A 22,897-nucleotide genomic window follows, 5' to 3' on the forward strand; every position below is an offset into this window, starting at 1 on the left:
GTGTCTCACTTCAGCTGGTAGGTGGCGTCCAGCACGTCCGCCATCGTCCGGCCCATCACCCAGCCGTCGTGGTAGACGACGCCCACCGGCGCGATGGTGTCATTCCGGTACAGGCCAATCTTCAGGTAGTTGAGCTGCCCGGAGTACTGCGTCGCGATGTTGCGCTTGGGCAGCACCAGCTTGCCGTCGTAGTACAGCTCCACGAAGCCCACGCTCGCGTTGGGGGACCACTTCACGTGGAAGATGAAGTCGTGCCACGTGTTGCGCACCAGCGGCGTCGTCCAGACGATGGTGCCCGGCGACCCGCCGATGTTGAGCCGCAGCTCCTCGCCGTAGACGTAGAACTCCACCGGCGGTGAGCCGCAGCAGCCGTCGTGGTGCCACTGGGTGAAGAGCTGCCACGTCTTCACGCTGGGGAAGTCCGGCGCGAAGCGCGTGCTCCAGCGGTACCAGTACTCGGAGCCCGTCGCCTCCTTCGTCTGCTTGAAGAGCTCGTTGCGGTTGCCGCTGGAGTTGATGGGGTCATCGCCCTGCTTCACCGTGGCCTTGAGGGCGTAGCCGCCCTCGCGCACCGGCGACGCGATGACCTGGAGCCGGTCCGCGGACATCATCTGCGTGCCGTCCCACTGGTTGCGGTTGCCGGACTCGAAGTCGCCCCGCCACACGACGCCGCTCGGGGTGGGGGACGTCGCCGCGCCGGCGCACGGACGCGCCTCCGCGATGCTGGCCCAGTCGTTGAGCGTGTTGCCCTGCACCGTGACGCGCACCCGGCGCGCGCTCACCGGCGTGAAGGTGTACGTCTCCGCCGCCGTGGTCGTGCCCTTGCTCTTGCCGCTGTAGACCTGTGTATAGGTATAGCCGTCCGGCGACACGGAGATGCTGAAGGTGTTCACGCGCGCGTTGCCTTCGTGCCAGGCCACCGACACCGCGCCCACGCTCTTGGTGGCGCCCAGGTCGTAGTCGATCCACTGGCCCTTGCCCAGGCTGCTCCAGCGCGTGGTGAGCTGATCATCCAGCGTGTTCTTCGCGATGCTGCCCGTGCCGTCGTCGCCGCTGGCCTTCACGCTGGCGGGGGTGAGCTGCGTGCAGCTGGTGGTGGTGAGGTCCTCGCCGGACGTCTCGAGCGAGGGCTGGCGGTCATCCGCCGGAAGGGAACCATCCGGGGCGCCACAGCCGACAGCGCCCAGGACGAACAACGTTTCAACCAGGAGGAGGGTTTTCTTCAAGGGGGTGGCCCGGGGGGAAAGGACAGGCAGTGAAATGCCATGCTCCAACGACAGGAGACAGGGGCATGGCCGGGGGATGTCTGGCTTTACGGCGGGGCAGTCCCCTCTCGTACTCCCGGACCTGTTCGACAGGGCCGTGTCGACGGGAGGAGAAAGACAGCGTGTCGTGTGTTCGCGTGCTCCATCCGGCAGCGTGAAAAGGCTGCCGTGCTCCAAGGTGATAAAGCGAATACCGAAGTTCTATTTCGAACACAAGCGACGTCGAGCCCGCCTGCACGCCGGGCAGGTTCGAAGGCGAAAGACAGACATCAAACTCAGACGGTCTGGGTGGAAACCTTCAGCACCCCGGCAGGGGCGATACAGCGCGTCGCGTGGGACGCGTACCGCCGGAGCACGGTGTCTCGGGCGCGCGGGCTGTGGTGCGGTGTGGGGGGCGGGTCCGTCGCATTCCGGGCAGGGCATTGTGGACCCGTGGCCAGTTGCGACGGGCCCGGGGACCTCCCCCTTTGCCGTCGACTTGCGATGACGGGAGAATCAGGCAGAACCCCCCGCTGGAATGTCCGTGGATTGCCAGGAAGCCCGCCGTGTGGCGGCCATGAGGCCGGTCGAGTGACGCACCCCATGTCGCGCCCCGCGTCCGTTCAGGTGCCCCGGAGCGAGCGCAAGCCGCTGTACGTGAAGGTGGTGACCCAGCCGGCGCTGCATGGCTGCTGGTCCGTGAACATCAGCGAGACGGGCATCGGGCTCATCGCCACGCCGCGCCGGCCCTCGGAGGGCCCGCACGAGAACGAGCCGGTGGAGATGGCCTTCTCGCTGCCGGACACGGGCGCCCACGTGCGGGTGCACGGCATGGTGCGCTGGCGCCACGACACCGCGGGCGGCGGGGGCACGGTGGCCGCGCTGGGGGTGAGCTTCGGCGCCTTCGACGCGGCGGACGGCGTGAAGCTGGCGCGCTACCTGGCCACGGCCCACCTGCAGGTGGTGGCCGCCTTCGCCTCGGACGAGGAGACCCGCGCGGTGCGTCAGGCCCTGGACGGCGTGGCCACGCCGCACTTCGCCCCCACCGAGGAGGAGGTGCACGCGCTCCTGTCTCGCGGGGACATGGCGGCGCTCCTGGTGTGCGGCCAGGACGAGTCGCGGGCGCTCGCGATGGTGGAGTCCCTGGCCGGGCGGCGCGCGGAGGTGGACCCCACGGGGGCGGGGCCGCCCAGCGACCTGGCCCCGCGCATCGTCTACTGCGCCCCGGCGGCCCCGGAGCGGCTGGTGGCCCTCTTCAACACCGGCCGCATCTACCGGGCGCTGGGGCCCTGGCCGGACCCGGACGCCGTGCGGGACGCGGTGCTCCAGGCGGGGCGCGAGCACGGCTTCCGCACGGAGCAGTGGCGCATGGCGCTGGAGCTGGAGCGCAACCTCCTGCGCGAGCGCGCGCTGGCCCAGGCCCCGGTGGTGGGCGTGGGCCGCCACGGCGAGGACGTGGGCTTCCGCAGCCCGCCCATGCAGCGGGTGATGGAGATGGTGCGCCTGGTGGCCCCCCACCGGGTGGCGGTGCTGCTGCAGGGCGAGACGGGCACCGGCAAGGAGGTGCTGGCGCGCATCCTCCACCGGCTCTCCGGCCGGGGGGACCTGCCGCTCGTCGTGCAGGACTGCGGCGCGCTCACGGAGACGCTCCTGGAGAGCGAGCTGTTCGGCCACGTGAAGGGGGCCTTCACCGGCGCGGTGTCGGACCACCCGGGCCTCTTCGTGCTGGCCAACGGCGGCACCATCTTCCTGGACGAGATCGAAAACACCACGCCCAACCTCCAGTCGAAGCTGCTGCGCGTGCTGGAGACGGGCGACGTCCGCCCGGTGGGCGGCACCCAGGTGCGTCACGTGGACGTGCGCGTGGTGGCCGCCAGCAACCGGGACCTGGGGGAGGAGGTGCGCGCCGGCCGCTTCCGCGCGGACCTCTTCTACCGGCTCAACAGCTTCACCATCGACATCCCGCCCCTGCGCGAGCGCCCGGAGGACATCCCGGAGCTGGCCCGGGCCTTCGTGGAGCAGTTCAACCGCACCCTCAAGCGCTCCGCCACGGGCGTGGCCCCGGACGCGGACGAGGTGCTGCACGGCTACGGCTGGCCGGGCAACGTGCGCGAGCTGCGCAACGTGGTGGAGCGGGCGGTGCTCCTGTCCCGGCCCGGGGAGATGCTCACCCGGCGCCTGCTGCCGCCCGCGCTCGTCAACAACACCGTGCCCCGCGCGGACCTCATGGGGGACGGCTCGCTGCGGGCCCGGCTCCAGCAGGTGGAGCGCGAGCTCATCCGCGAGGCCCTGGAGCGCCATGGCGGCGTCCTGCGCCGCGCCGCCGTGGCCCTGGGCATGGACCCCGTGACGCTGGGCCGCCGCGCTCGGCGCCACGGGCTGTGGAAGGCGGAGTAGCGCCCCTCAGCGCGCCTCCATCCACTGGAGGATGGGCCGCCACACGCGCACGCGCGCGTCCCGGGCGAGGAACAGGTCCGCGTGGCCCACGTCCAGCGCGCGCTGCGCCTCCGGGCGGCTGCGCACGATGAGGCGGGTGACGTCCGTGCTGCCCAGGAGGCGCGTGGAGTACTCCCCGTAGCTGCCCACGCCGCCCGCCGCGCCCACGTACAGCACCGGCACCTTCACGTCCTTCAGGTGGTCGTCGTAGGGCACGTCCAGGCCGCACAGCTGCGCCTCCGTCTCCACCACCTCGTTGAGGCTCTGGTAGGGCGCCGCCTGCTGGAAGTAGTCGAACAGGGTGGGCTCCGGCGTGAAGGCCGTCCTGGTGGGCCTGCCGGCGATGTCCGTGACGCTGCCCGCCAGGTGATAGCCCGGCGTCAACGGCTTGAGCGGATCGAGGAGGGCCCCGGTGTCCCCGGCGGCGATGATGGCGGCCTGCCGGTTGGTGGGGGGAGCGCCGCCCGCGAGCTTCACCGGCATGCTCGAGGGGTCGTTGGGGGCCTCGTCGGCCAGCCGGCCCAGCTCCCGCACCGGCATCCCGGGCGCGGGCCCCAGGAGGCCGCCCTCCGTGCGGCCCTCGTCGCGGGCCGTCTGGAGCGCCACGTACCGGTCGCACGCCCACTGGCGCTGGTCGACGGCGTCCGGCGCGAAGCGCAGCACCATGTCCACGGGCACGAAGCCGTCCACGCGGCGCTGTCCGCGCGGGCGCTGCGACTCCGCGTCCAGGTACGCGTAGCCGATGGTCGCCCCCCGGCTCCAGCCCAGCAGGAACATCCGGTCCTTGCCCCCGTTGCCGGACAGCCGCCGCACCCCGTCCGCCAGCGCCAGGCCCGTGCCCACGTCCTGCACGTGCGTCCCCAGGGTCCAGTCCGCCATGAACGCGAAGTCCGTCTCCGCCTGCGGCACGTTCACCCAGCGCAGGTCCAGGCCCCACACGTCCACGTCCTCGCTCGCGAGGAACGCCGCCAGGGAGCGGCTCTCCGGCGTCGTCGTCACGCGGGTGTGCGTGAGGAACGCGGGCACGAAGCCCCACAGGTCCCCGTGCACCATGAACACCGCGCGGCGGGTCCGCGCCGGAACCCACGGGTATGACTCGCGCACCACCCGGTGCACGGTGACGGCGTCGTACCGGCCCTGGCCCACCCGCACCCTCCAGGTGTAGTGCGCCAGCCCGCCGCCCAGCGCCTCGCGCTTCGCGCTGGACGCGGCCAGCCCCGCGGACACCAGCGAACGCACCCAGGGATCCACCTGGAGCGTGGCCTCGTGCGCGTCCCCCGGCGTCGCGCGCAGTGCCACGAACAACACCAGCATCGCCCACAGGCTCATTGTCCTACGCATACCGACCTCCGCTCGCATGCGGGTCCCCCACGCAGGGAAGCCCCTGGGACCGGCATCCAGGTCCAAGGTGCGGAGAGCCCCAGGAGCACCTTCCGCGCCAGGAGCCAAGTCATTGATTTCATTGGGCCTGCCCCGCAGGGCAAGCTTCACGCGTGAAGGCCACCGGGCGCCATGCTTGAGCCTCTCCGAGTGAAAAGGCGCAGCACCGCGCGTGCTTCAGGGCTGAGACATGCGGACCACGGATGGCCCAGGGGCCGCGCGAGTGAACGGAGGGCCGCCCCCGCCCGCCAGGGCGTGTCTGTTCATTCAATCCAACACATACATCTGAGACAGGCAAGTCCTGGATGTTAGGGGAGGACGGAGGGGCAATCGCCGGGGGGCGAGGGGACGGGGGACAACACCAGGCCTCACCCAGACCCCCCAACGAGGGGGAGGACCCATGCCCGAGACCGTCTTCGTCGACAACATCTGGAACGACTTCGCGCACAGCTATGATCAGATGATCCCCGAGCTGCCGTGCTACCAGCGGCAGCGCGAGAAGATCCTCCGCGACACCCGGGAGCGCGCCTACGTCATCGACGCGGGGTGCGGCACGGGGCTCGTGAGCGAGCCCATGGTGCGCCGGGGCCAGCGCGTCGTGGGGTTCGACAACAACCAGGCCATGCTCGCGCTGGCGGTGCGCCGGCGCGCCCTGGAGCCGGAGGCGGTGCGCGCCCGCTGGACGCTGCTGCCGGGGGACGTGTCGTCGTTCCCGCTGGAGGTGGAGGGGGCCGCGGACGCGGTGGTGATGAACAACGTCCTCTTCTACGTGCGGGACGCGGAGGCCGTGCTGCGCGAGGCCTGGACGCACCTGAAGCCCGGCGGCGTGCTGTGCATGACCAGCAACAAGCGGCCGCGGCCCAACCTGGAGCTGGTGCTGCGAAACTCCATCCAGGAGTGGGAGGCGCAGGGCCGGTGGACGGAGAAGCTCCAGCACGCGGTGAACCACCACCGCGCCTGCGCCCAGCGGCTCACCACGGACCCCAACGAGATGGTCACCTTCCTGGACACGGACCAGGCCGTGAAGCTGCTGGAGCAGGTGGGCTTCAGCGAGGCGCTGGTGGCCGACGGCGACGACTACTACGGCGAGAACTTCTACGTCTGCATGCGCAAGTAGGGAGGCCCTTCCATGACGAACGTGAACCCCCGTTTCCAGCGCAACCTGGGCGTCCTCCACCCGCAGACCATGGACAAGCTCGCCAGCACCCACGTGCTCGTCGCCGGCGTGGGCGGCGCCGGAGGCCAGTGCGCCGTGGACCTGGCGCGCCTGGGCTTCGGCTGCCTGACGCTCGCGGACTTCGACGTCTACGAGCGCCACAACATCAACCGGCAGGTGGGCTGCTTCGAGAGCACCCTCGGCCAGCCCAAGGTGGACGTGGTGGAGCGCATGTGCCGGGACATCCACCCGGACCTGCGCGTGCAGACGGTGAAGGAGGGCATCACCGACGACAACGTGGCGGGCGTGCTCCAGGGCCTGGGCGGCCTGCCGGCGGTGGACTACGTGGTGGAGGTCATCGACATCGCGGGCGCCCGCGCCAAGGAGTCGCTCCACCAGACGTGCCGCCAGGCGGGCATCCCCATCATGACCGGCCTCATGCTGGGCTTTGGCGCCGCGCTGCACGTCTTCCAGCCGGACGCGCCCCTCTACGAGGAGCTCTTCATCCTCCCGGACGGCCGCATCGACCTGCCGAAGATCATCCCGCACCTGGGCAGCTACATGCTCCAGGAGTACATGGACGCCTGCTACCAGGGAAAGGGCCACGCGCCCACGTGTGTGATTGGCGCCACCACCGCCGCGGGGCTGATGGTGAGTGAGATCATGCGCGGGGTGATGCTGGGGACTCGCGCGATGGTGTCCTGGCCCGAGTACCTCTACGTGGACCTCTTCGACCACCGCTACGTGCGAGGCTCCGTCGGCGCCGCCCAGCCGGCCCGGCCGGTGGGGCAGGGCGCCCGGGGCTGAGCGCGGCCCGCGCGCTTCTCCGGGGCCGGGGGCCCAATCCTGGGCCCCCGAATCCCCCGGGGACTACATCACCACGCCGCGCGAGCGCGCTTCGTTCATCACCTGCGAGCCATCCACGCCCAGCCGCCGGGCGATGAAGCCCGCCGCCCCGTCCGCGTTCTTGTGCACGCGGATGAACTGGTCGTCATACGTGCGCGTGACGATGAGCATCCCCGACACGATGACGCGCTGGAGGTTGTGCTGCAGCTCGTTGCCTTCGATGATGACGTGGATCTCCGAGAACAGCGACCGCGCGTCCGACAGCATGTTGGACAGGTGCCGGCGCTGCTCGCTGTTGGGGACCGCGGACTTCGCCCCAGCGATGGTCACCAACACCAGCGGCTGCTGATGCTGCTGGTAGGCGGCCTGCATCTTCAGGAAGACCTGCTGAATCTCTTCCGGCGTCGGCGGAGCATCCCAGCGCAGGAAGAACACCTTGTCGATGACGTCTGTCTTGTAGACCGGAAGTGCCATGGCGTTCGCGACTCCTTCGTGTCGGACCCAGCGGCCGTCCCGGTCGGTACGCGTTCCGGGCGTTCTCCCTGGGCCTGGGGGACATCCTGCGCTTCAGCCGCGGTCAAGAAACTAGCCCCGGAGGCTGACATTGCTGAGACGACACATCCGCCCGGCCCGCGTGACGTCACGGACTGTGTACTCGCCTCGGAGGTCCTCTTGGATGTCCACTGGAAGAAGCTGGACCCGGACGCCAGGGCTCCCACCCCCTGTCTGTGGATTCCGTCCCTCGCGCCAACTTTCAACAGTGACTCCCCATGAAAACAAGAAGGCCCCGGGAGCGCGGTGGCTCCCGGGGCCCTCGAGGGGCTCCAGGCCGTCAGGCGGAGGTGACTACCCGCCGGAGACGGTGGTCTCCACCAGGTGCTCGTCCGCGGCGATCTCCGCGTCCGTGAAGAGGATGGGGCGCCACTGCTTCTGGGAGTACAGCCGGGTCTGGTCCGCGTGGTGCGGGGACGCCGGGTCGCCGGACTCGCTGTAGGTCAGCACCGCGTTGGCGTGGGGGCCCGCGTCGGTGAACTGGAGCGCCATGACGAAGGAGCTGCCGTTGTTGATGGGGTAGCCCTCCTTCGCCAGCAGGGTGGTGCTGTTGTAGGTGGGCGAGTGGGGCTGGGCGAAGTCGAACACCGTGGTGCGGGCGACGCCGAAGGACATCACGTTGGTGACGCCCTCGCGGCTCATGCCGCCGTGCAGGGGGATGGGGGCGCCCGCGCGGGTGGTGAACTGCACCTCGCCCAGCGCCTTGTCCAGCGCGTTGCCGGAGCGGTTGATGGTGTAGACGGCCTGCGCCAGCTTCACGAGCACCGGGTCCTCACCCTCGGCCGGGGCGGGCGCCAGGGTGTTGGGCGTGGCGATGGGGTTGGCCGGGTCGAACTGCACGTCGAACAGCGGGCCCTTGCTCGTGAGCTGCGCGTAGGTGTACGCGCCCAGGAACTCGCGGAAGATGAACGCGCCCTTCTGGTCCAGGTCGTAGCGGCCGTTCCAGCCCGCCAGCAGCGCGCAGGCCTGGCTGATGTCCACGGAGGTGCCGTTGTAGGGCACCGTCGTCTTGCCCGTGCAGCGCTGCACGAGCGACGCGCGCAGCAGCTCCTCGATGGAGCTGCGGTTGCTGAACACGGCCGCCTTCAGCTCGTCGAACGTGAACTTGCCGTCCGCGCCGGAGGCGCCCGTCTCGCTGACCTCCATGAGGGTCATGGCGTTCATGCGCGTGCGCGGGCTCTGGGGCACGTTCGCGAAGCCGTGCAGCGGGGAGACCGGGGTGATGGGCTCGGCGGGGTTGGCCAGCCAGTAGCTGTCGTTCGCGTTGAACACGAAGTCCGTGCGGTCCAGCTTCGGCACCTTGGCGAAGGGCACCAGGCCCGGCGTGCGCGCGGTCGCGTCCGTGTCCGTCTGCCACTCATTGGCCGGGTCGCTGCCGTTGAGCAGCACGAAGCCCAGGCCCTGGTAGATGGCGTAGGTGAGGGGGTTGGAGCCCGTGGTCGCCTCGGTGGCCCACTTCGTGTAGGCGTCCTGGGTGAGGTTGGGCGTGGGCGTGGCGTCCGTGTACCAGGCGTTGCCTTCCTTGTCGGCGAACATGGTGTTCACCCAGGGCAGGCCCTGCTGGGTGGCGTAGACGTCCTTGAACTCGGCCAGCGTCTTGGCCTTGTTCATGCCGTGGAACTGGTCCAGGAACTTGGTGTTGTCGATGTTCGCGTCGCGCAGCGTGAACGCCGTCTGGGTGGTCCAGCCCAGGCCCGGCGCGACCGACTCCGGGAAGGCGATGATGGGGCCGTAGTGGCTGAAGTAGATCGTCTGCGAGTACTTGGTCAGCGAGCCCTCCGACAGCTTCACCAGGACGGTGAAGGTCTTGGAGGTCATCGGGCGCTCCTCGTTGCCGTACTTGTAGACGGTCGGCTTCCCGGGCACGAGCTGCAGCTGGTAGATGGTCGCGCGCTGGCCGGAGGAGAACGTGTGCGTCCAGCCCAGGTTCTCGTTGAAGCCGATGAGCACCGCCGGCACGCCCATGAGGCCCACGCCGTAGACGTTCATCTGGCCCGGCACGGTCAGCTGGCTCTCCCACAGGCGCAGCTCGCCCTCCCAGGGGAAGTGCGGGTTGGCCATCACCATGCCCTTGCCGTTGTCCGTGCGGTCACGGCCAATGGCCCAGCCGTTGCTGCCGAAGTCCGCCGTCTTCAGCTTGTTCAGCTGCTCCAGGGTGGGCATCCGCGGGCGCAGCGCGGCCTGCTGCGGGTCCACGGACTGGGCGCCCACGGTGGGGGGCGTGGCCGAGGGGATGGTGAGCGCCAGCGCGTTGATGCCCGCAATCAGCGTCAGGTCCGTGTTGTACGCCAGCAGGTCCACCGGCGTGATGGGGCGCACCCAGGCCGCGTTGGCGCACTCGGCGGGGCGGGCCTCCGGGGGCGTGTCCTCCAGGTACTTGTTGTAGCCGGCCGCGTAGCCGGTGACCATGTCCTGCATCTCCTGGGACAGCGTGGGGAACGCCGCCTCCGCGCGCCCCATCACGTCCATGGCCAGGTACGCCAGGTCGCTCCCCACGTACTCGTTGCCCGGGCCCTGGCCCAGGAAGCGCGCGCGCTCGCTGCGCACCTTGAGGATCTGATCCGCGAGGGTACAGACGTGGTCCTGCGCGAAGGCATAGCCCTGGCCGAAGCCCAGGCTGCCGTAGTTGTCCGCGGTGATGTGCGGGATGCCGTACGACGTGCGCTTGATCTTCGCCGTGTACTTCGGGGTCGTCGGGGTCGGGTTCGGATCGACGATCTCCTTGTCGTCGTCACATCCGGTGCTGGCCGCGACGAGGGCCAGGGAGGCGAGGAGGGAGAAGGAAAGACGGCGGGTCCGGACAGAACGGGACCCTCCGCGCGGAGGAACTGTATCGGGGGTGTGCTCGGGCATGGCGCCCGGAGACTAGGAAGGTGGCGATTCGCTGGTCAATGTTTCTGGGATTTGACTTTTCCACGGAGGTGGCACGGCCGGATGCAACGCGTCGTGGGTTTGGGAAAGCCGGAAAGAGGGTGTGTGTTACACGGGAGCCATGACGCCCGAGCCCTCGTCGCCGCCCGCGGCCCGCCGCCCGCGCCGCCACTTCTCCATGATTCGCACCTTCGTGCTGGCGGACTTCGTCACGCTCGGCAACGGCTTCTCCGGGGCGGGGGCCATCCTGGCGGCCATGCAGGCGCTGGCCACGGGCAACCCGCGCTGGCTGTGGGTGGCGTTCTGCCTGATGCCGGTGGCGCTGGCGATGGACGTGGCGGACGGCCGCATCGCGCGGTGGCGCTTCCGCAAGTCGCCGCTGGGCGCGGACCTGGACTCGCTGGCGGACGTCATCTCCTTTGGCATGGCGCCCGCGGCGCTGGCGTTCGCGGTGGGCCTGCGCGGCAACCTGGACGTGGCGGCGCTGCTCTACTTCGTGGCGTGCGGCATCAGCCGGCTGGCGCGCTTCAACGTCACCTCCGCGGAGCTGTCCGACGGCACCGGCAAGGTGAAGTACTTCGAGGGCACGCCCATCCCCACCAGCCTGGCCCTGGTGATGGTGCTGGCGGCGGCCACCTGGCACGGCCGCATCGGCGACGCGCTGTGGGGCGGCGTGTGGAACCTGGGGCCGCTCCAGTTGCACCCGCTGGCCCTGCTCTACGTGGCGTCGGGCAGCGCGATGATCAGCAAGACGTTGCGGATTCCAAAACTCTGAAGTCCTCCGCGGTCGCGGGCCCGGAGGGTGCCCTCCAGTGGACGTTCTGGAGGACAGTTCCCCTGTTCTTCCCACGGTGAGGCGGTTGGCAGTCCCGGGGTGGGTGCCTAGCTTCGCCACCTGAGCCGCGAGGGCCACCTCCGAGAGGTGTGGCCGCTGCCGCGGCCTCGAGGATTCTGGGCGAGGCGGGAGGGAGAGGGGTGGGTGCCATGACGGGGCGCTGGGGCCTGCTGGGCTTGGTGGTGGTGGGGCTGCTGTCGGGGTGCGCGGACCGGGATCGCTCATCGCTGGCGGACGGCCGGCTGACGGCGACGCCGGGCGGCATCGACTTCGCGCGGGTGGCCGTCTTCGACGCCCGCGAGTCCACGGTGACGCTGCGCAACGTGGGCCGCGCGCGCGTCACGGTGGACGAAGCCTGGGTGGAGGGGCCTGAGGGCGCCTACCAGGCCGAGTTCACCCACGAGGGACCGCACAGCCTGGTGCCGGGCAGCGAGTGCACGCTGAAGGTGCGCTTCGCGCCGCTGGCGCAGGGCGGGCTGCCCGCGGTGCTGGTGGTGCGCTCGGACACGCGCATCGAGCCGCTGATGCGCATCCCGCTCAACGGCGCCGGCGTGGACGCGTGGGCCCGGGTGACGCCGCGCGCGCTGGACTTCGGCCGCATCGAGGCGGACTCCACCAAGACGCTGGGCGTGACGCTGGACAACCCCACGGAGCTGCCGGTGATGGTGACGCCCAAGCTGGTAGGCGCGGACAAGGATGAGTTCGCCGCGGCGCCGCTGACGGTGAACCCGGGCGAGCGCGTGGAGCTGCCCCTCACCTTCAACCCGGTGCGGGTGGGCAAGAAGCAGGTGGCCCTGGCCATCTCGCCCTGCGTCGGGTGCGCGGACGTGGCGGTGCAGGTGACGGCGGAGGCGCTGGAGCGCGCGGTGGTGGCGGAGCCGGAGGTGGTGGACTTCGGCGCGGTGCCGGTGGACCGCGACGCGGTGAAGGCCTCCAGCCTGCGCAACATCAGCACGGAGCCGGTGACGGTGACGTCGCTCATGCTGGACGGCACGGACGCGTCCTTCAGCCAGAACAACACGGGCCTGCCGCTGGTGCTCCAGCCCGGCGAGGTGCGCGCCTTCGAGATCCGCTACAGCCCCGGTCACATGGGCGCGGCCACGGACCGCGCCGTCTACACCGTGGTGAGCAAGCGCCACCCCACGCTGCCCGTGCCGCTGCGCGGCTTCGGCGGCGCGTCCGAGCTGTGCGTGTCGCCGATGATGTACGACTTCGGCGAGCAGCCGCTGGGCTCCAAGGTGCGCGTGGTGGTGAACGTGAAGAACTGCGGCACGGACAACGCGGGGCCGCTCACCATCAACACGCTGGACTGGACGCCGGACGCGACGGGCGCGCAGCTCCAGTTCAACCACAAGCCGGTGGCCCTGCCGTTCACCCTGCCGGCCAACGGCGAGCTGAACCTGGAGGTCTTCTACGAGCCCCTGCGCGAGGGCAGCGCGTCCGGCTCGCTGGTGATGACCACGAGCGCGTTCTCCGCGGCCACCGTGCAGCTGGACTTCTTCGGCAGCGCGAAGGCGCATGCGCCGTGTGAGCTGACCCTCACGCCGGAGCTGGTGGACTTCGGCACCATCCCGCCGGGCCGCGGCGCGGTGCTGGGCGTGAAGCTGGAGAACAAGGGCGCGGACCTGTGCCCCGTGAAGAACATCCGCGTGGCCAACGACGGCGGCGGCGTGTTCAAGATGCCGGGCGGCGAGCTCTACGGCGGCATCATCTACCCGGGGGACTGGTTCAGCTTCCAGGTGGCCTTCCAGGCGCCCTTCACGGGCGGCAGCTTCGCGGGGGAGCTGCAGGTGGAGCAGTACAACCCGGCGACGCCGGTGCGGCAGGTGCCGCTGATGGCGAACTCGCAGGAGACGTGCCTGGTGGCGTCGCCCTGGTACGTGGACTTCGGCCTGGGCCGCAAGGACTGCCGCCCGGCGCCGCGCGAGGTGAACTACCTCAACGCGTGCACCACGCCCATCACGGTGTCCAACGTCTTCATCGGGCCGGGCACCACGGACTCGGAGTTCGAGCTGCTGGACCACCCGGCGCCGCCCGCGTTCCAGCTGGAGCCGGGCGAGTCCTTCACGGTGGGCGTGGACTACCTGGCGCAGGTGACGGGCATGAACCTGTCGCCGCTGTTCGTGGACTCCAGCGACCTGCCCATCCCGCTGATGGTGCCGCTCATCGGCGAGTCGTCGAAGAAGACGGACAAGACGGACACGTTCGTGCAGCAGGACGTGAGCAAGGTGGACGTGCTCTTCGTCGTGGACAACACGGCGTCCATGGTGGAGGAGCACCCGAAGCTCGTGTCCGCCATCCCCGCGTTCGTGGACGCCGCGCGCAACAAGGCGGTGGACGTGAACATGGCGGTGACGACGACGGGCATCTCCGCGGTGTCCGGCGCGTGCCCGGGCGGCGCGCTGGGGGGCGAGGCCGGCCGCTTCTTCCCGGCGGACAACAGCCGCCAGCGCATCCTCACGCTGGCCACGGCCAACGTGACGCAGCTGCTCCAGCAGAACGTGCAGGTGGGCCAGTGCGCCCAGGTGGAGCAGGGCTTCGAGGCGATGCGCCGCGCGCTCACCTCGCCGCTGGTGAACAACGTGGATGATCCGCGCACGCCGCTGGCCAACGACGGCAACGCGGGCTTCCTGCGCGACTCCGCGGCGCTGGTGGTGGTGTTCGTGGGCGACGAGGATGACCACTCGCCGGACGCGGTCTCCACGTACGTGCAGTGGGCGCAGCAGCGCAAGGGGGAGAACCAGCCGCAGCGGGCCACGTTCTTCGCCATCGCGCCCACCAAGACGTCCTGCGCCACGGCGGGCGGCACCGGCACCCGGTACGCGGACGCGGCGGCGCAGACCGGCGGCGAGGTGCTCAACATCTGCGCGGCGGACTACGCGCCGCTGCTCAGGCAGGTGGCCAACAAGGCGTTCAGCGCGCAGGACCGCTTCCCGCTGAGCGAGGAGCCCGACGCGGGCACGGTGGTGGTGACCGTCAACGGCACCGCCACCACCAGCGGGTGGACCTACGACGCCGCGTCCAACAGCGTGGTGTTCACCGTGGTGCCGCCGCCGGGCTCCAAGGTGGCCATCACCTACCGCCGCGCCTGCGCCAACGACTGAACGGGGGAAGCGGTGGGTGTGGAGCCCGTGACGTGCCGGCCATCCGGCCCCGAACGGCGGTGTCAGACCCCGGTGCTACAGCGCTGCATCTGCCTGTGCGGATGACCAGAAAATTGGAGGCGCTCCCTCGGTGTGTACCCTGCGGAGCGTCTGCACGCTGTTGCCCTGGAGGCGCTGTGAGCACCTGGACCCCTGATGAGCCTGTGAAGTCCACTCCGCGCGCCGGGGCGCCGGGGCTGCGGGTCATCCGTGGCGAGGGCCGGCGCAAGCAGGAGCCGCTGGCCTCCCGCGACGCGGTGGCCCGGGTGCTGATGGAGGCCGGGGCGGACCTGCTGCTGCGGCGCATCAGCCCGGTGAGGGCCCAGGAGATCGAGCGCAAGGTGGACCGGGTGCTGGACCTGTTCGACCGGGTGGACGCGGCGCCGGTGCTGATGCCGGTGCTCAAGCGGCACCTGGACGAACTGGAGGCCCTGATGCGGGAGACCCGCGAGGTCCGGGCCGCCCGCCGCTAGGGCTCACCCGGGGTGGAACCCGGGACAGCCCAGGGGGATTCGATGTTTGATTCCCCTGGCCCGGCCGCTTACGCTTGGGGTTCGCCTCCACGCGTCCGGCCGTGTCCATCGAAACCTACGGCAGCTACCAGCTCCTGAAGCGCCTCGCCACGGGTGGCATGGCGCAGATCTACCTCGCGCGCCGGCCGGGTTCGGATGCTCCGGACAAGCTGCTGGTGCTCAAGCGGATCCTCCCGCACCTGGCGGAGAACGACGAGTTCGTCCGGATGTTCCTGGACGAGGCGCGGATCGCCGCCCGGCTCGCGCACCCCAACGTGGTGCAGATCTACGACCTGGGGGCGGAGGGGGACACCTTCTTCATCGCCATGGAGTACATCCATGGCGTGGACGCGCGCCGGCTCTGGAAGCGCTCGGAGACGGCGGGGCGTCCGCTGCCGGTGCCGCTGGTGTGCCGCATCCTGCTGGAGGCGTGCGCGGGCCTGGACTACGCGCACAAGAAGACGGACGCGGCGGGGCGCCCGCTGGGCATCGTGCACCGGGACGTGTCCCCGCAGAACATCCTGGTGACGTTCGACGGCGGCGTGAAGGTGGTGGACTTCGGCATCGCGAAGGCGGCGGACCAGGCCACCGTGACGCGCTCCGGGGTGCTCAAGGGCAAGTACTCGTACATGTCGCCGGAGCAGGCCTCGGGCCAGCGCGTGGACCGGCGCTCGGACGTGTTCGCGCTGGGCGTGGTGCTGCACGAGCTGCTGACGGGGGGGCGCCTCTTCAAGCGCCACAGCGACATGCTGACCCTGGGGGCGGTGGCGGAGTGCAACGTGCCGGTGCCGTCGCAGGTGGCGCCCCGGGTGCCGGTGGAGCTGGACGCCATCGTGCTCAAGGCGCTCGCGAAGGATCCGGAGTCGCGCTACCAGCACGCGCAGGAGCTCCAGCGGGCGCTGGAGGACTGGCTGGCGTCGCAGCCGCAGCCGTGCGGCACGGTGGCGGACCTGGCCGCGTTCATGCGGGAGCTGTACGCGGACCGGCTGACCGAGGAGGCGCGCTCCGGCGAGGTGCAGGTGACGGACGAGGAGGCGGGGTCGTCTCCGCCGCTCCCCACGCCGCGCCGCCCGGTGATGCGGCCCGCGACGGCGCCGGGGCGCACGGAGAACGAGCCCACCACCACGCTGCGCCCGAACCGGCCGAGCCGGCCCAGCGGGAAGGTGGAGTCGCGCCGCGAGGACGCGGAGGCGGGCGGGGCGCGCGCGGAGGTCCGGGGGCCGGACACCCGTCCGGAGGGGCGCAACGCGGAGGCGCGGGTGGAGGCGCGCAACGCGGAGGCGTCCCGGCACGTGGAGGCCCGTCATGTGGACGCGCGGCCGGAGCCCCGCTCGGAGGTGCGCAACGCCGACCCGCGAGCGGATGCCCGCGCCGTCGATGCCCGGCCGGAGCCCCGCTCCGAGGTGCGCAACGCCGAGCCTCGCGCCGATGCCCCCCGGGGCATGACGGGCTCGCGGCGGGCCCTGGAGTCACCGCCCTCGCGGAGCACGCGGCCGGTGCGCCTGGAGGAGCCGTCCCTCCCGACGGTGACGCAGGACGAGGACGGTCCCACGCTCGCGATGGTGGACACCCAGCGGAAGCTCTCCGGTGGGTTCCAGGTGGAGGAGGACGGCCCCACGCTCGCGATGGTGGACACGCAGGGGAAGCTCTCCGGCGGGTTCCAGGTGGAGGAGGACGGCCCCACGCTCGCGATGGTGGACACGCAGGGGAAGCTCTCCGGCGGGTTCCAGGTGGAGGAGGACGGCCCCACGCTGGATCAGCGCTCCCTGACGGCGACGCTGACCCAGGATGACGAGGACGACTCGACGCTGGACATGCGCGCCGTCTCCCGCGTGGACGTGGACGAGGGCCCCACGCAGGACCTGCGCGCCGTGTCGCGCTCGGAGGTTCCGGTCCCCCGCCCAGGCGCTCCGACGCTGTCCGGTGAGCACCGCGGCCACCGGCTCCCGATGCCCGCGCCCCACGCGACCATCGAGGAGATGACCGCGTCCACCGCGCCGCGCTCCGTGTCGCGCGCGCCCGCGCCGAACGCGTGGGTGCCGCCGGCCCGCACCGGCACGGCCACGGAACACTCCGCCGTGGAGCCGCCGAAGCGCCGCGGGCTCCTGTATGGCGCCATCGTGCTCGTCGCGGTCCTGGTGGGCGTGGGCCTCGTGTGGAGCCTGGGCCCGGGCACCAGCGGGGTGCACGTGACGTCCGACCCCGCCGGCGCGCGCGTCGTCTTCGAGGACCGGGTGCTCCCGGAGCGCACGCCGCTGACGCTGCCGACGGTGACGCCCGGCCGCTACTGGGTGGTGCTGATCAAGGAGGGCTACCGCGAGTTCCGCACGCAGATCGTCATCCCTCCGTCCGGACGGCTCGACGTGGGGCCGCTGAAGCTCCTGCCGATGCCGTCCTCCGGAAAGCCCGCCACGGAGCCGCCCGCCACGGCGCCCCCCGCTCCGACGACGCCGGAGCCCGGCGTGGGGCCCTCCGGCGTGGCCACGCCCCGCGCCTCGGACGCCGTGGCCCCCGAAGTGAAGCAGGCCCAGGAGGCCCCGCGCGCCCAGGCCCCCGTGCAGGCAGCGGTGAAGGCGCCGATCGCCGCGGCGGCCACGGTGATGCCCGCGGCGGAGGCGCGCGAGCCCGCCCGCGCCGTGGAGAAGTCCGCGGCGGTGAGCTTCGTGGTGACGCCCTGGGCGGAGGTGACGTGCAACGGGCGCAAGCTGGGGGAGACGCCGTTCCAGCCGGTGAAGCTGGGGGTGGGCTCCTATGACTGCAAGTTCACCAACCCCGAGCTACAGCGCACCCTGAGCCGCCGCATCGAGGTGCGTCCCATCGACCTCAACGTGGTGACGGTCAAGTTCGAGTAGGCACGGCCGTGGACCCTTCCGCGACGCTCGAGGCAGGAACGCACGTCGGCAAGTACGTCGTGCGCCGCAAGCTCGCCGAAGGGGGCATGGCGGAGATCTTCCTGTGCACCGCGCGCGGGCCGGAGGGCTTCGAGAAGGAGGTCGTCATCAAGCGGGTGCGGTCGTTCCTCGCGAGCGACCCGGACTTCGTGCAGATGTTCATCGCGGAGGCGCGGCTGGCCTCGCGGCTCAACCACGCCAACGTGGTGCAGATCTTCGACTTCGACAAGCACGAGGACACCTACTACCTGGCGATGGAGTACGTGCGCGGCTGCTCGCTGTGGGAGCTGCGCAAGCGGAGCAAGGAGGCGATGACGCCGATGCCGCCCGTGCTGGTGGCGCACATCGGCGCGGAGGTCGCGCGCGGGCTGCACTACGCCCACCGCCTGCGGGTCAACGGCGAGCTCCTGAACCTGGTGCACCGGGACGTCACGCCGCACAACGTGCTCGTGTCCTACGACGGCGCGGTGAAGCTCACCGACTTCGGCATCGCGAAGGCGGGCAACAAGCTGACCAACCCCGGCGTGCTCAAGGGCAAGTTCGCGTACATGTCGCCCGAGCAGGCCCGGGGCGAGAGCGTGGACGTGCGCACCGACGTCTTCGCGCTGGGCGTAGTGCTGTGGGAGCTGCTCACCGGCGGGCGGCTGTTCCAGGGGGACTCGGAGATCGCCGTCCTGCGCGCGGTGCAGGAGAGCACCATCGTGCCGCCCGCGCGCCTCAACCCGGACGTGCCGCCGGACCTGGACGCCGCCATCTGCCGCGCGCTGGAGCGCGACCTGTCGAAGCGCTTCCAGACGGCGGGAGAGCTGGAGCGCGCGCTGGCGCAGTGCGTGTTGAACCACGCCCGCTCCGTCGATGACGCCGACGTGGGCGCGTTCGTCCGGAGGCTGTTCCCCGCCGCGGCCAGCAACCAGGCGCTGCCCGCGCTCCCGGAGCGCACGGCGCTGGAGGACGGAGCGCTGCCCGCCGCCCCACCGCCGCGCGAGCCCACGGCGGTGATGCCGTCGCGCGAGCACGCCTCGGGAGCGAAGCGGGTCGCCTCGCCGGACGAGGACCGTCACGGGACGACGCTGGTGCTGTCTCAAGACGACCGCGCCGGGAACGGACGTCCGCCCCAGCCCACGCCGCAGATGCCGTTGCAGTCGATGGGACGGGACGCCCCGCTCGCCGGGCGCAGCGGGTCCCGTGAGGTTCCCGCCGTCGGGGTGTCGTCCCCGGAGGATGCCGCTCGGGCTCGCGCCTCCCGAGGCGACCACGTTCCGTCCGTGAGCCGGGCGGATGACGACGTCTCATCCGTGAGCCGGACCGCGGAGGACGCGTCGCGCCTGCCTGCCTCCGCGACGCGCGGGGCGGAAGCCGCGAGCCGTGACGCGGAGCCCCTGGCCGCGCGCCGGGCCTCCTCCTCCGGCAAGGCCGACACCGCGCCCGCGCGCCGGGCCGCCGCCGCCGGCGACGCGCAGACGCCCTCCGAGCGCCGTATCGCAGCCCTGGGGAACGACCTCCGCGACACCGACGACCGTGAGCTCGACACGGTCTCCGCCACCGAGCCGGGGCCTCCCTCCGCGCCGGGCCGCAAGCGCGCCTTGTGGGCCGGCGCCGCCGCGGTGGGCCTCGCGGGCCTCGTGGGGGTCCTCGCCGTGGCCCGCTCGAACAGCGGTGCCCAGCAATCGGGGCAGGGGAGCCTGCCCGCGCAGGCGCCCGCTCCCGCGGCGACGAACCCTCCGCCGACCACGGCCCCCGCGACGAACCCTCCACCCACCGCCACGGCCCCCCAGGCTGAACCGGCCCGCACGCCGGCCGCGGAGGCCATCGACGCGGAGCTCGAAGGGCAGCGGCGCGAGGCCGCGCTGGCCCCACCTCCGTCCTCGGAGCCGGCCGCCCCCACGCAGCCCGAGGCGGACTCCGCCACCGCGCCCGCCGCGGACACGGCGAAGGCCATGGGCACGCTTCAGGTGAAGGCCAATCCGTACGCCACCGTCTTCCTGGGCTCGAAGCGGCTGGGCGACGTGCAGGGCCGCGCGACCTACAAGGTGCTGGCCGGCACCTACAGCCTGACCTTCCAGCACCCGTCCGGCTCGAAGACGTTCACCGTCGTCATCCCCGCCAACGGCACCGCGACGCAGGAGTTCCGCGCGTCCCGAGGCCGCTGACGCCGCCCGGCGCCGCCCCCAGCCCCTGAAGCCCCCGTCGGCCGGCGCCAGGCGTCGGCTGGACGACGTCCGTCCGCGCACGCCTGCTCGTCCTCCTTGACGACCGACGCGCGAATCTGGCACCTATGGCATCCATTCAGTAGCATCTATTCAATGGAATCGATGGACCTGCTCGCGCCCGAAGAACTCGAGCGCATCGAGCGCGAGAACGCGGGCGGTCTTCCCGCGAACGCGATCCTGGAAATCTTCCGGCCCCGGGGCGTGAGGCTCTCGGAGGCGACGTTCCGGAAGTACGTCCAGGCCGGTCTGCTCCCCCGCAGCCGCCGTGTGGGCCGCAAGGGGAAGCACCAGGGCAGCCTGGGCCTCTACCCGGTGGAAGCGGTGCGGCGTATCAACGTCATCAAGAAGATGATGGCGGAGGGACACACCCTGGAGGACATCCGGCGCTCCTTCGTCTTCCACCGGAACCACATCGACCAGCTCCAGCGGGACCTCTCGGAGGTGCTGGACGGGTTCCAGGAGGAGCTGGGAGGGCGGCCCCTGGGAGGAGAACGCAGGAGGTCACTCGAAGCCCAGTTGGCAACGCTCAGGCAACGGGCGCAGGATCTGGTCCGCGATGTCGCCCGGTTGGGCAGCGCCGTCACGGCGCGTGAAGACGAAACGTTCCGGCCACAATAGGATGCCCCCCAGGGTCCTGTTGAACCGGGTAGACTCCACGCATCTGGAGGACGACACATGTCGGAAGTGAAGCAGCTGCAGGAGGGCGAGGGGGGGAATGAGGAGGAGCAGCCCGCGGAACGCCGGCGCTCCAAGACGATGTCGCGCAAGGAGATGGCGCGCGACCTGCGCCGGCGCAGGCTCGCCGGCCAGCTGGACCCCGAGGAGGCGGAGACCCTCAAGCTCGTGGACGAGCAGCGGCCGCGCACCCGCGCGGACTGCATCAACGGCCCGCGCCCGTGCCTCTTCGTGTCCTGCAAGCACAACCTCTACCTGGACGTGAACCCGGAGACGGGCTCCATCAAGCTCAACTTCCCGGACAAGGAAATCACCGAGCTGGAGCACACCTGCGCCCTGGACGTGGCGGAGAAGGGCGGCATCACGCTGGAGGAGGTGGGGGAGATCATGAACCTCACCCGCGAGCGCATCCGCCAGGTGGAGACGCGGGGCCTCATGAAGCTGCGCGAGGCCACGGAGGCCGAGCCTCCCGTGTCCGCCCGTAAGCCTTGAGGGCAGGGCACCGTTTCGCGCCGGGCCTGGGGTGACGTGTTGCGTTGACACCCCAGGGGGTGGTTGCTAGGACCCGCGCCACCCCCACCCATTGCGAGGCGCACACGTGCTGGCTCTCCTGAGCGTTTCCGACAAGCGCGGTCTGGTCCCCTTCGCCCAGGGCCTGGTGCGGCTGGGTTACCGGCTGCTCTCCACGGGCGGCACCCTGGAGGCCCTGAAGGCCGCCGGCGTCCCCGCCACCCAGGTGTCCGAGCACGCGCAGAGCCCCGAAATCCTTGGCGGCCGCGTGAAGACGCTCCACCCCCGCATCCACGGCGGCATCCTCGGCCGGCCCGACCTGGAGAGCGACCGGGCGCAGATGGCGGCCCACGGCATCGAGCCCATCTCCCTGGTGGTGGTGAACCTCTACCCGTTCCGCCAGACGGTGGCGTCCGGCGCGGGCGAGGACGACGTCATCGAGAACATCGACATCGGCGGGCCGGCGATGGTCCGCGCGTCGGCGAAGAACTTCCGGCACGTGGCCATCGTGGTGGACCCGGACGACTACGCGCCGGTGCTCGCGGAGCTTGAAGGCCACAAGGCGGTGAGCCTGGAGACGCGGCGCCGGCTGATGCGCAAGGCCTTCGCGCACACGGCGGCCTACGACGCGTCCATCTCCGGGTGGCTGTCCGGCGAGGCCCAGGAGCCCTTCCCCGAGGAGCTGTCGCTCGCGTTCCGCAAGGTGCAGGGGCTGCGCTACGGGGAGAACCCGCACCAGCGCGGCGCCTTCTACAAGGAATACGCCGCGCCGAAGGAGCCGTCCGTCGCCTTCGCCAGGGTGCTCCAGGGCAAGGAGCTCTCGTACAACAACATCCTGGACCTGGACGCGGCCCTGGGGCTCGTCCTGGAGTTCCCGGAGAAGCCCTGCGCGGTGGTCATCAAGCACAACACCCCTTGCGGCGTGGCGGTGGATGACGTGCTGGAGAAGGCCTACCGCGTCGCTCGCGCGGTGGATGAGGTGAGCGCCTTCGGCGGCATCGTCGCCTTCAACCGCGAGGTGGACGAGGCCACGGCGAAGGCCATGGCGGAGACGTTCCTGGAGGCGGTCATCGCGCCTTCGTATGCGCCGGCGGCGCTCCAGGTGCTGGCGGGCAAGAAGAACCTGCGCCTCCTGGAGGCGGGCCCCGCGCTGGCGTCCCCCACGGCGGCGCCCCGGCCCCAGGTGGACGCGCGCAGCGTGTCCGGGGGCATGCTCCTGATGGACCGGGACGCGGTGGAGCCGCCCCTGGAGTGGAAGGTGGTGTCCAAGCGCGCCCCCACCCCGGAGGAGGAGCGGGCCCTGCGCTTCGCCTGGAAGGTGTGCAAGCACGTGAAGAGCAACGCCATCGTCTTCGCGGCGCCGTCCCAGCTGCTGGCCCAGGGCGGGGGGCAGACGAACCGGGTGGACTCCGTGCGCATCGCCATGACGCGGGGTGGCGAGGCCCTCAAGGGGAGCGCCGTGGCCTCGGATGCCTTCTTCCCCTTCCGGGACGGGCTGGACGAGGCGGCCCGGGCGGGGGCGACCGCGGTCATCCAGCCGGGTGGGTCCGTCCGGGACGCGGAGGTGATTGCCGCCGCGGACGAACATGGGATGGCCATGGTGGTGACGGGAGTGCGACACTTCCGGCACTAACTG

15 protein-coding genes are annotated in these 22,897 nt (G+C 71.2%); 11 read left to right on the forward strand and 4 right to left on the reverse strand.

Annotated elements, in window-relative coordinates; translation table 11 throughout:
* Positions 1-5: 5 nt before the first annotated feature.
* Entirely contained in the window at positions 6-1,226 is a 1,221-nt protein-coding gene (locus tag U8525_RS05275) for a heparin lyase I family protein (protein WP_374261869.1), read from the reverse strand.
* 621 nt (positions 1,227-1,847) lie between these two features.
* Between U8525_RS05275 and U8525_RS05280 the strand changes: the two genes are divergently transcribed.
* Positions 1,848-3,641: a sigma 54-interacting transcriptional regulator gene (locus U8525_RS05280; protein ID WP_374261872.1), complete on the forward strand. Its 1,794-nt coding sequence runs from the start codon at positions 1,848-1,850 to the stop codon at positions 3,639-3,641.
* A gap of 6 nt (positions 3,642-3,647) precedes the next feature.
* Here U8525_RS05280 and U8525_RS05285 read toward each other — a convergent pair whose 3' ends face one another.
* Positions 3,648-5,021: a hypothetical protein gene (locus U8525_RS05285; RefSeq protein WP_374261874.1), complete on the reverse strand. Its 1,374-nt coding sequence runs from the start codon at positions 5,019-5,021 to the stop codon at positions 3,648-3,650.
* A gap of 439 nt (positions 5,022-5,460) precedes the next feature.
* Here U8525_RS05285 and U8525_RS05290 point away from each other — a divergent pair, with 439 nt between their 5' ends.
* Entirely contained in the window at positions 5,461-6,177 is a 717-nt protein-coding gene (locus U8525_RS05290) for a class I SAM-dependent methyltransferase (RefSeq protein ID WP_374261877.1), read from the forward strand.
* Positions 6,178-6,189: 12 nt separating this feature from the next.
* Positions 6,190-7,023, forward strand: a complete 834-nt coding sequence (locus U8525_RS05295) for a ThiF family adenylyltransferase (protein WP_374261880.1) — start codon at positions 6,190-6,192, stop codon at positions 7,021-7,023.
* Between the two features lie 63 nt (positions 7,024-7,086).
* Here the strand turns inward: U8525_RS05295 and U8525_RS05300 are convergent, their stop codons facing one another.
* Positions 7,087-7,536, reverse strand: a complete 450-nt coding sequence (locus U8525_RS05300) for a DofA protein (RefSeq protein ID WP_374261883.1) — start codon at positions 7,534-7,536, stop codon at positions 7,087-7,089.
* Positions 7,537-7,908: 372 nt separating this feature from the next.
* Positions 7,909-10,467 (reverse strand): acylase, encoded by a 2,559-nt coding sequence (locus U8525_RS05305; protein WP_374261886.1) that lies wholly within the window; start codon positions 10,465-10,467, stop codon positions 7,909-7,911.
* A 139-nt stretch (positions 10,468-10,606) separates the two neighbouring features.
* Here U8525_RS05305 and U8525_RS05310 point away from each other — a divergent pair, with 139 nt between their 5' ends.
* From U8525_RS05310 to purH, 8 genes are all read left to right on the forward strand, one after another.
* The gene (locus U8525_RS05310; protein ID WP_374261889.1) at positions 10,607-11,260 is read left to right on the forward strand and encodes a phosphatidylcholine/phosphatidylserine synthase; all 654 of its coding nucleotides are present in this window, start codon (positions 10,607-10,609) and stop codon (positions 11,258-11,260) included.
* A 209-nt stretch (positions 11,261-11,469) separates the two neighbouring features.
* Complete coding sequence (locus U8525_RS05315) at positions 11,470-14,424, forward strand: choice-of-anchor D domain-containing protein (protein WP_374261892.1); 2,955 nt, start codon at positions 11,470-11,472, stop codon at positions 14,422-14,424.
* A 176-nt stretch (positions 14,425-14,600) separates the two neighbouring features.
* Complete coding sequence (locus U8525_RS05320) at positions 14,601-14,936, forward strand: hypothetical protein (RefSeq protein WP_374261895.1); 336 nt, start codon at positions 14,601-14,603, stop codon at positions 14,934-14,936.
* 101 nt (positions 14,937-15,037) lie between these two features.
* Positions 15,038-17,827: a protein kinase gene (locus U8525_RS05325; RefSeq protein WP_374261897.1), complete on the forward strand. Its 2,790-nt coding sequence runs from the start codon at positions 15,038-15,040 to the stop codon at positions 17,825-17,827.
* Between the two features lie 8 nt (positions 17,828-17,835).
* Positions 17,836-20,016, forward strand: a complete 2,181-nt coding sequence (locus U8525_RS05330; protein ID WP_374261900.1) for a serine/threonine protein kinase — start codon at positions 17,836-17,838, stop codon at positions 20,014-20,016.
* A 153-nt stretch (positions 20,017-20,169) separates the two neighbouring features.
* Positions 20,170-20,694 (forward strand): MerR family transcriptional regulator, encoded by a 525-nt coding sequence (locus U8525_RS05335; protein WP_374262298.1) that lies wholly within the window; start codon positions 20,170-20,172, stop codon positions 20,692-20,694.
* A 57-nt stretch (positions 20,695-20,751) separates the two neighbouring features.
* Positions 20,752-21,243, forward strand: a complete 492-nt coding sequence (locus U8525_RS05340; protein ID WP_014397952.1) for a sigma factor-like helix-turn-helix DNA-binding protein — start codon at positions 20,752-20,754, stop codon at positions 21,241-21,243.
* 106 nt (positions 21,244-21,349) lie between these two features.
* A complete protein-coding gene (gene purH, locus U8525_RS05345; protein ID WP_374261905.1) occupies positions 21,350-22,894 on the forward strand; it encodes a bifunctional phosphoribosylaminoimidazolecarboxamide formyltransferase/IMP cyclohydrolase in 1,545 nt (514 codons plus the stop codon).
* Positions 22,895-22,897: the final 3 nt, after the last annotated feature.

The sequence above is a fragment of the Corallococcus sp. RDP092CA genome (genome assembly GCF_041903675.1).
GTDB lineage: Bacteria > Myxococcota > Myxococcia > Myxococcales > Myxococcaceae > Corallococcus.